The 8851-nt window shown below is 71.9% G+C and carries 8 protein-coding genes and 1 pseudogene; 1 reads left to right on the top strand and 8 read right to left on the bottom strand.

What is annotated here, in order from left to right; all coding sequences use genetic code 11:
• A partial coding sequence (locus ACTWLT_RS11005; protein ID WP_445318248.1) for an NADPH-dependent FMN reductase occupies positions 1-246 on the bottom strand: 246 nt, incomplete at its 3' end.
• A 138-nt stretch (positions 247-384) separates the two neighbouring features.
• Between ACTWLT_RS11005 and ACTWLT_RS11000 the strand changes: the two genes are divergently transcribed.
• Complete coding sequence (locus tag ACTWLT_RS11000) at positions 385-849, top strand: MarR family winged helix-turn-helix transcriptional regulator (RefSeq protein ID WP_445318247.1); 465 nt, start codon at positions 385-387, stop codon at positions 847-849.
• Positions 850-862: 13 nt separating this feature from the next.
• Here ACTWLT_RS11000 and ACTWLT_RS10995 read toward each other — a convergent pair whose 3' ends face one another.
• The 7 genes and pseudogenes from ACTWLT_RS10995 to ACTWLT_RS10965 all read right to left on the bottom strand — a co-directional run bounded on the left by ACTWLT_RS10995 (position 863) and on the right by ACTWLT_RS10965 (position 8779).
• Positions 863-1363, bottom strand: a complete 501-nt coding sequence (locus ACTWLT_RS10995; RefSeq protein ID WP_445318246.1) for an anthrone oxygenase family protein — start codon at positions 1361-1363, stop codon at positions 863-865.
• 139 nt (positions 1364-1502) lie between these two features.
• A pseudogene (locus ACTWLT_RS10990) lies at positions 1503-3341 on the bottom strand (IucA/IucC family protein); the annotation flags it as partial.
• Positions 3338-3928, bottom strand: coding sequence for a GNAT family N-acetyltransferase (locus tag ACTWLT_RS10985; protein ID WP_445318245.1), 591 nt, complete (start codon positions 3926-3928; stop codon positions 3338-3340). The pseudogene ACTWLT_RS10990 and the gene ACTWLT_RS10985, both read right to left, overlap by 4 nt.
• The gene (locus tag ACTWLT_RS10980; RefSeq protein WP_445318253.1) at positions 3925-5214 is read right to left on the bottom strand and encodes a lysine N(6)-hydroxylase/L-ornithine N(5)-oxygenase family protein; all 1290 of its coding nucleotides are present in this window, start codon (positions 5212-5214) and stop codon (positions 3925-3927) included. Before ACTWLT_RS10980 ends, ACTWLT_RS10985 begins: the two co-directional genes overlap by 4 nt.
• 35 nt (positions 5215-5249) lie before the next feature.
• Positions 5250-6788 carry a pyridoxal phosphate-dependent decarboxylase family protein gene (locus ACTWLT_RS10975; protein ID WP_445318244.1) on the bottom strand — a complete coding sequence of 513 codons (1539 nt, stop codon included), beginning with the start codon at positions 6786-6788 and terminating at the stop codon, positions 5250-5252.
• Positions 6789-6885: 97 nt separating this feature from the next.
• Positions 6886-7743 (bottom strand): siderophore-interacting protein, encoded by an 858-nt coding sequence (locus ACTWLT_RS10970; RefSeq protein WP_445318243.1) that lies wholly within the window; start codon positions 7741-7743, stop codon positions 6886-6888.
• Between the two features lie 4 nt (positions 7744-7747).
• A complete protein-coding gene (locus ACTWLT_RS10965; protein ID WP_445318242.1) occupies positions 7748-8779 on the bottom strand; it encodes an ABC transporter substrate-binding protein in 1032 nt (343 codons plus the stop codon).
• Between the last annotated feature and the right edge of the window lie 72 nt (positions 8780-8851).

Here is an 8851-nt window from a genome sequence, read left to right as displayed (position 1 = left end):
GGTGACCATCACGAACCCGTCGAACGACGCGATCGTCTCAGCCCACCGCAGCGTGTGCGGCTGGGTGTACTGGCCCATCGACGGCGGGTACGCCTCGTCGAGGTGCGGCAGCTTGTAGTCGAGCAGGTCGATCAGCTCGAACTCCGCGTCGGTGCGCTGCTTGGCGACATCGAGCACCCAGCGGGCGACCGCTTCGCCGTTACGCCCCGGGCGGGTGCTGCCGAGGATGATCCCGATCCTGGTCATGGTTGGCGCCTTTCAGAAGTCCTAGCCTGGCGACCAGAACGCTAGCCACTCCTTGCTTCGTCAAGCAAGTTTCCGCCCTATGGCTGCCGTCACACCAAGGACAGGCATTTGCTCAGTCAAGCAACTAGGATGGGCCGCATGTCCGGCAACTCCGCAGAACCCCTCCGCCCGCTCAACCCCGACGAGGAGGCGCTGGTCCGCGCCCTGGGCCAGCTGATGTTCGTCCTGCCTCGGGCCATCGACGCCGACATGACCGGCGACCGTCAGCTACCGCTGACCGAGTACACCGCGCTGCGCGTCCTGTCCGAGGCGCCGGGCCGGCAGATGCGCATGAACGAACTCGCCGCGGAGTGCCAGCTCTCACTCAGCGGGATGACCCGCACCATCACCCGACTGGAGACCCAGGGCCTGGTCGAGCGGGTTCGCAGCGAGCAGGACGCCCGCGGCTGGAACGCCGTTCTCACCGCCGCCGGGTTCGCCCGGCTGGAGGAGTCCTGGCCGAGCCACCTGGCCGCCGTACGGCGACGGTTCCTGGACCACCTCGAGGGCTTCGATCTCGTCCAGCTGGCCCGCGCGTTCCGACGGATCGGCACGGCCGACTGAACTGCCGCACGGCTCAGCCGGGCAGCCGGCCGAGCCCGACCAGCGCCCAGGCGAGCAGCCCGAACGCGCCGGTCGACGCCACGGCCCGGACCACGTTGCCGCGCACCCAGGCCGCCTCGAAGCGCTCCCGCAGCGCGGCGAGGTCACCGACCCGGTCGACGTCGCCCGCGCGGGCCAGCACGTTGTTGAGCGGCACGTTGACGACGGCTGTGACGCCGAGCACCACGAGGTACAGCAGCAGCGCGGCGACGATCCACGGCAGCACCGCACGGCGCCCGTCGCCCAGGTGCGACACCGCCGCCAGCAGCGTGAACACCAGCGCGCCGCCGAAGCAGACGGCGAACCAGCCGTTCAGGATGGACTCGTTGATCCGCTGCATGGCGAGCACCAGCGTCCGGTCGTCGGTGCGACCCAGGCCCGGCATGACCGCGTACGCGAACGCGGCGAACAATCCGGCGGTCAGGCCGGTGGTCAGGGTCGCGGCGAACAGGCTCGCGGTACGCAGGAAGCCCATCTCACACCGTCCGCACGCCAGTGGCGGCGAACCGGGCGGTCATCTCGGGATCAGTCATGCCTCCATTGCACCAGCCGGCGAGCGCCCGGACCATGCGCGGCAGCGTCGCGGGGATACGCGTGCGTCTCACACCGCGGGCCGGAGCGTAGGGGGCGAGCGGGTTGGTCAGGGTGCCGACGAACTGCAGGGCGGCCGACGGGTCGGCCAGGTCGATCATCTGCTGGTTGTCGCGCAACTGAAGGCGGTTGAGGCAGGACAGCGTGAACTCCGGGGCGAACAGGTCGTAGCGGCGGGCCCGCTCGGCCAGGTGCGGCACCCGGTCCAGGTAGTCGGTGGCACAGGCCGCGACCGTCCGCCAGAAGTCCTCCTCGGCCAGCACGCCGGCCTCGACCAGCACGGCGTTGAGGTGGCGCAGGAAGCAGTCCACCACGTCGGTGAAGATGCTCAGCAGTTTGGTGTCGTCGGGCACCTCGACCCTGATCCGCTCCACCGCCGCCGGCAGCTCGACCTCGCTGCTCATCACCGCGATCTCCTCGGCGATGTCCTTGAAGATCACCCGCTCGACGGTGTCCCGCTCGTCGAGGACCAGGATGACGTTCTCGCCGTGCGGCATGAACGCCAGGTCGTGGGCGTAGAAGCTGTGCAGCAGCGGGGTCAGGTAGGCGTCCAGGTAGCGGCGCAGCCACACCTCGGGCTCCAGGCCCGACCGGGCGATCAGCGCCGCCGCCAGCGAGCCGCCGTCGCTGTCCACGTGCAGCAACGCGGCCATCGTGGACAGCCGCCGCCCCGGCGCGAGGCTCGGCACCGGGCTCTCCCGCCACAGGGCGGCCAGCATCTTGCGGTACGGCGAGGTGCGGTCGGTGGCCGCCTCGTACTGCCGGTGCCGGTAGCCCACGGCGGCCCGCTCCCGGATGACGGTCAGCCCGGTCCCGGCGAGCACCTCGTCCCCGGCGATCAGCTCGGCCAGCCAGTCGTTGATCGCCGGGGTGGCCGCCATGTACGCGGCCGACAGCCCACGCATGAAGCCCATGTTCAGCACCGACAGCGCCGTCTTGACGTAGTGCCGGCGCGGCTCGGTGACGTTGAAGAAGGTGCGGATGGACTGCTGGGCCAGGTAGGCATCCGGCCCCGGGCCGAGGTGCACCAGCCGGCGCTCGGCCAGCTCACCGGCGAAGGTGACGGCCATCTTGTTCCACCACTGCCACGGGTGCACCGGGATCAGGTGGTAGTCGGCGAGGTCAAGGCCGAGCTCGGCCATCCCGGCCGCGAACCGCGCGCGGGTCTCCGCGTCCAGCTCACCGTCGATCAGCGCGTCGTAGTCGAGGTCGGCCGCGCTGCTGAACGTCGAGTGGTCGCGGTGCGCGGCCAGCCACTCCAGGCGGACCGGCGCGGCGGCTTCCGGGGCGTACCGGTGGTACTCGTCGACGCCGAACCCGAGCCGTCCGTTGTTGGCCACGAAGCAGGGGTGGCCCTCCGTCATCGACGTCTCGATGGTCTGGAAGTCCGCCCCGGCCAGTTCGGCGGCGGACGGCAGTGGCCGGGACAGCTTGTACGCGGTGCCGGCCAGCGTGGAGGTGATCTCCTCCAGGTAGACCGGGAGCACCCGCGGGGAGAGCCCGAGGGTGTCGCGCAGCTCGATGATCAGGTCCACCGCGTCGGGCGGCAGCGACGTACCGTCGCGGTGCCGGGTGATGCTGTCCGCGTCGATCTGCCAGTGCGCCAGGGCCAGCACGTGTGCGGCGAACCGGTAGGTGACCGTGCCGTCGTCGCTGCGGATCTCGTACCACTGCCGGTCGTCGTCACCGGCCGGCACGGGCTCCGGGGTGAGCAGCCGCTCGTGGGTGAACTCGGCGAGTGCCTTGCGGACCAGCAGCCGGTTGGCCCGGGCCCACCGCTGCGGGGTGAGGTGCCCGACCGGATCGGCGGTGGCGGCCGGGACGACGGCGGACGACTGGGTGGGGAAGGCGGTGGCGGTCACGCCGGGGCTCCTTCGGTTCGGGTGGTGGCGGCGCGCCCGGCGGCGGCGAACCGGGCCCGCGTGCAGACGCTGAGCAGCGCGTCCTTCTCGGGCTTGGCGATGGTGCCGACGACCTCGAAGCCGACGGCGGCGTTCAGCGCGTGCACGGCGGTGTTGCGCACGTCCGGCTCGACGACCACCCGGCGGGTCGCCGGGTCGGCGAAGAGCCAGGCCATGACGGTGCCGATCACCGCGCGGGTGAAGCCGTGCGCCGGCGTGCCCGTGGGGGCGCAGAGGAAGTGCATGCCCACGTCGCCCGGCTGGGGGTCGTACAGGCCGACCAGCTCGACGTGGGCCGGGTCGTAGCGTTCGGCGAGGAACGCGGGTTCCCGGCGCCACAGGCCGAGGTACGCGTCGTGGTGCGGATGGTCGGCGATCCGCCGGTACTCCTCGGCGACACCCGCCAGGTCGGCGTCCTGCATCAGCCAGAACGCCGCCTTCGGATGGGTCACCCAGGAGTGCAGCAGCGCGGCGTCGGCGTCCGGGTCGAGGGTCCGCAACGCGAACTCGCCGAGCTGGTCGTCGACGCGGGTGTAGACCACGGTCACGACGCCACCCCGGCGGGCGCGCCGAACTCCTGGAAGGTGATGCTCTTCTCGATCGGGTAGTACTCCCGGCCCAGCAGCTCCCGGATGATCCAGGAGTTGCGGTACGCGCCCATGCCCAGGTCGGGTGAGGTGATGCTGTGCGTGTGGGTGCCCGCGTTCTGCAGGAAGATGCCGCGACCGGTGTGGTCGATGCTGTAGTTGCGGGCCACGTCGAACCGGCCGTGGGAGTCCCAGCGGATCCGGTCGCGCACCGGCGTGAGGAACTCCGGCACCTGGTAGTGGTAGCCGGTGGCCAACACCAGGCCCTCGGTCCGCAACGTGAAGTCCCGCTCCTGCTCCACCTGGCGCAACCCCAGCGTGTACGCCCCGTCGTGGTGGCCGGCGCTGGTCAGCTCGGTGTTGGTGAGCAGCCGGGTGTTCACCGGCCCGTCGATGCTGAGCGCGTAGAGCAGGTCGAAGATGTCGTTGATCAGGTCGGCGTTGATGCCCTTGAACAGGCCCTTCTGCGCCGACTCCAGCCGGTAGCGGGTCGCTTCGGGCAGCGCGTGGAAGTAGTCCACGTAGTCCGGTGAGGTCATCTCCAGCGTGAGCTTCGTGTATTCGAGCGGGAAGAACCGCGGCGAGCGGGTCACCCAGTTCAGCTGGTAGCCGTACCGGTCGATGTCGCCGAGCAGGTCGTGGTAGATCTCGGCGGCACTCTGGCCGCTGCCCACCACGGTGATGCTGCGCTTGGTCCGCAGCGCGTCCCGATGCTCCAGGTAGCGCGAGTTGTGCACCGCGTCGCCGGGCAGCCCGGCGACGGCGGCGGGCACGTGCGGCGGGGTGCCGGTGCCGAGCACCAGGTGCCGGGCCCGGTACTCGACCGTCTCCCCCGCCCCGGTGGTGGCACGGACCACGTAGTGCTCGTCGGCGGCGTCGTACTCCACGGCGGTCACCGACTGGCCGAAGCGCAGGTTCGGCAGCTTCGCCGCCGCCCATCGGCAGTAGGCGTCGTACTCGCTGCGCAGCGGGTAGAAGCTCTCCCGGATGTAGAACGGGTAGAGCCGGCCGATCTCCTTGAGGTAGTTGAGGAAGGAGTACGGCGAGGTCGGGTCGGCGAGGCTCACCAGGTCGGCGATGAACGGCGTCTGCAACCGGGCCGACTCCAGCAGCATGCCGGGGTGCCAGGCCAGGCTCGGCCGGGCCTCCAGGAACACCCCGTCCAGCTCGTCGATCGGCGCGGTGAGACAGGCCAGGCCCAGGTTGTACGGGCCCAGGCCGATGGCGATGAAGTCGTGGGTGGACATCCGGCCCTCCAGCCGCGGGTTCGTCGTCGCCGGCATCAGCCGACGTGGCAGGTCAGGTCGGCGGCGGTGCGGTCGTGCACGTACCGGCCGGCGTGGGTCGCGATCAGTTCGAGCACGTGCCCGACGTCCTCGACGGTCGTGGCCGGGTTGAGCAGGGTGAACTTCAGGAAGTGTCGCCCGTCCACCCGGGTGCCGGCGACCACCGCGAGGCCGGAGGCGGCCAGCGCCTCCCGGGCGTGCAGGTTGGCCGCGTCGGCCAGCTCCCGGCCCGGGCCGGTGGGCAGGTAACGGAAGACCACCGTGCTCAGCGACGAGCGGGTCAGCACCTCGAAGCGGGGGTCCTCGCTGACCAGCTCCCAGGCGTCGGCGGCCCGGTCGACCACCTCGTCGAAGAGCGCGCCGAGCGCGTCCGGGCCCATCACCCGCAGGGTCAGCCAGAGCTTCAGGGCGTCGAAGCGGCGGGTGGTCTGCAGGCTCTTGTCGACCTGGTTGGGGATCCGCTGCTCCACCATCCGCGCCGGGTTGAGGTAGTCGGCGTGGTAGGTGGCGTGCCGCAGCGCCCGCCGGTCCCGGACCAGCAGCGCGCTGGAGCTGACCGGCTGGAAGAACGACTTGTGGTAGTCGACGGTCACCGAGTCGGCCCGCTCGATGCCGTCGAGCAGGTGCCGGCGGGTCGTCGACACCAGCAGACCGCAGCCGTACGCGGCGTCCACGTGCAGCCAGACGCCGGCCGCCGCGCAGATCCCGGCCAGCTCGGCCAGTGGGTCGATGGAGCCGAAGTCGGTGGTGCCGGCGGTGCCGACGACGGCCATCACCACCAGCCCGGCCTGCCGGCAGCGGGCGATCTCGTCGCGGACGGCGGCGGGCCGGATCCGCCGCTGCGCGTCGGTGGACACCGCGATCACCGCGTCCGGGGCGAGGCCGAGCAGCTTGGCCGACTTCTGCACGCTGAAGTGCCCCGCCGCGGAGGTGATGACGCGCAGCCGGGGCAGCAGGTCGGCGCGTTCGGCCGGGCCGGTCGCGGCGAGGCACGCCTCCTCCCGGGCCAGCAGCAGCGCCTGGAGGTTGGACTGGCTGCCGCCGCTGGTGAACACGCCGTCGGCGTTCGGGCCGAGACCGATGCGGGTGGCCGTCCAGTCGATCAGCCGCCGCTCGATGAGGGTGGCCCCGGCGCTCTGGTCCCAGGTGTCCAGCGAGGAGTTGACGGCGGTGAGCACCGCCTCACCGAGCAGCGCCGGGATGGCCACCGGGCAGTTGAGGTGGGCGAGGTAGCGGGGGTGGTGGAACCAGACGGCGTCGTGCAGGTAGACGTCCTCCAGCTCGTCGAGGGCGGCGCCGGCGTCGCCGAGCGGCCGGTCCAGGTCGACGCGGTCCACCAGGGGGGCCAGCTCGGCCGGTGTGATCCCGGTGCCGGGCCGGTCCACGGTGGCCACCCGGCGGGCGACCCGGTCGACGCCGGCGGCGAGTGTCCGCCGGTACTGCTCGACCGAGCCTTCGTGGAGCAGCTGGGCTCGCGCGGCGGCCGGAGCCGGTGGCGGTGCGGTGGTCTCGACGGGGTACGTCGGCACGGTCACGGGGGTGTCCTCCACGTTCTCGACGAATGAGCAGCCGGAACCCTCCCCCGGCGCGGTCGTGCGCCGGGGGCCGTGCTGCGTTCGGATGGGTCGCCGCTCAGGCGGTGGCGTCGGCCGACGCCTCGGCGCGCAGCTCCTCCTCGGATGCCCCGCGCCGCCAGTAGCCGGCGAAGGTCACCCGCCGGCGGTCGATGCCCCGCTCGCCGACCAGGTGCCGGCGCAGCGCCCGCACCGCGCCGGACTCGCCGGCGATCCAGGCGTACGGGGTGCCGGCGGGCAGCCGGGCGCCGCGGACCGCGGTGACCAGCAGGTCACTGCCGGCCGGGGTGCTGCCGCGCACGATCCATTTGATCTCCGCGTCGGCCTCGGTGGGCAGCTCGACGATGTCGGCGGCCGCCGGCACCTCGATCCAGGCGCGGACCCGCGTGCCGGCGGGCAGCCAGGCCAGGATGCCGGCGGCGGCCGGCAGCGCGGTCTCGTCGGCGGCCAGCAGGACGAGGCCCGTGTCGTCCGGCGGGCGGAAGCAGACACTGCGGTTGTCGTGCACGGCCGGCCCGAGCAGCAGCACCCGGTCGCCGGGCCCGGCCTGGCCGGCCCACCGGGAGGCGGGGCCGGTGTCGCCGTGGCTGACGAAGTCGATGTCCACCTCCGCGGCGGCCGGGCGCTGCTCCCGGATGGTGTACGAGCGCATCACCGCGCGGACGTCCGGCGGGAGTGCCCGCCAGGCGCCGAACCAGCCATCGCCCCGCTCCACCGGAACCACCGGCGCGTCCTGCCCGGGGTGCGGCAGGAACAGCGAGACGCTCTGGTCCCGGCCGCCGCCGGCGAAACCGGCCAGCTCGGCACCGCCGAGTGTGACCCGGATCAGGGAAGCACCGACCCGGCGGGCCCGTACGACATGCGCGGCGAAGAAGCGGTACTGGAGGGCTACGGGTTCGACGGTGCTCGTACTCATGGCGTCAGCTGACCTTCTTCGCGTTCCGGATGGCGGTGGCGAGGTTCTCCAGCAGCGGCGCGGCGCCGGCGTACGAGAAGCGGGGCACCGCGTCCCACGGGGTCACCTGGTTGGCCTTGACCGCCGGCAGTTGCTGCCAGGTGGGCTTGGCGACGAGGTCCTTGGGCTGCAGGGCGGTGCTGCGGTTGTCCAGCAGGAGCAGGTCGGCCGGGAACTTGGCGGTGTTCTCCCAGCTGAGCGCCTCGAAGTAGTCGCCGGCTTCGAGCTTGGTGGGAACGACGATGTCGACGCCCAGCTCGGCGAAGTACATCAGGTCGGTGCTCACCTTGGGGTTGGAGACGTAGAACAGGTCGGGGCTGCCGGAGCAGGCCATCACCTTGATGCCGGGGTTGGTCCTGACCGCCTGGCGGACCGCCTCGGAGGCGGCGTCGAAGCGGGCCTTCGCGTCGGTGACCTTCTTGGCGGACAGGTCCGCGCCGAGCGACTCGGCCAGTGCGGCGTACCGCTCGATCGGCTTGGTCATCGGCACCCGGGCGGTGGTGATCGCCACGCTCGGCGCCAACGGGAGGATCTTGGCCTTGCTCTCGTCCGGCACGTACCAGAGCGCGTCCGGGTCGTACATGTGGGTGACCAGCAGCTCGGGGCGCAGCGCCGCGTACTTCTCCAGGCTGAACTCGCCCCACACGTTGCCGAGGATCTCCACGGCCTCGACGTTCAGGTCACCGGCCTGCGGGTCGGCCGTGCCGTCGGCGCGCTTGGTCTCGCCGAACACGCCGACGATCTGCTTGTCGATGCCGAAATCGACCAGGGCCGCCGCAACGCCGGTGAAGGCCACCACGCGTGCCGGGCGGGCCGCCGCGTCGACCTTCTGGTTGCGGTCGTCGGTGAACGACCACGGGCCGCTTCCGTTGCCGGCGGCGGGCTTGGCGGCGTCGTCCTTGCCGCAGCCGGCGAGCAGGGCGGCCAGCGTGGCGGCGCCACCGGCGGCCAGCAGGCCACGGCGGGAGAGGCGACGGGCGGACAGGGCATCGGGCATGGTGTCGTCTTTCGATCAAGGGATGGCCGGGGTCGACCAGTAGCGGGGGTTAGGTTAGCCTAACCTCGCACG

The organism is Micromonospora yongxingensis (assembly GCF_052601155.1).
The sequence above is the reverse complement of the archived record's forward strand: the minus strand, read 5'-3'. Positions and strand labels throughout refer to the sequence as shown.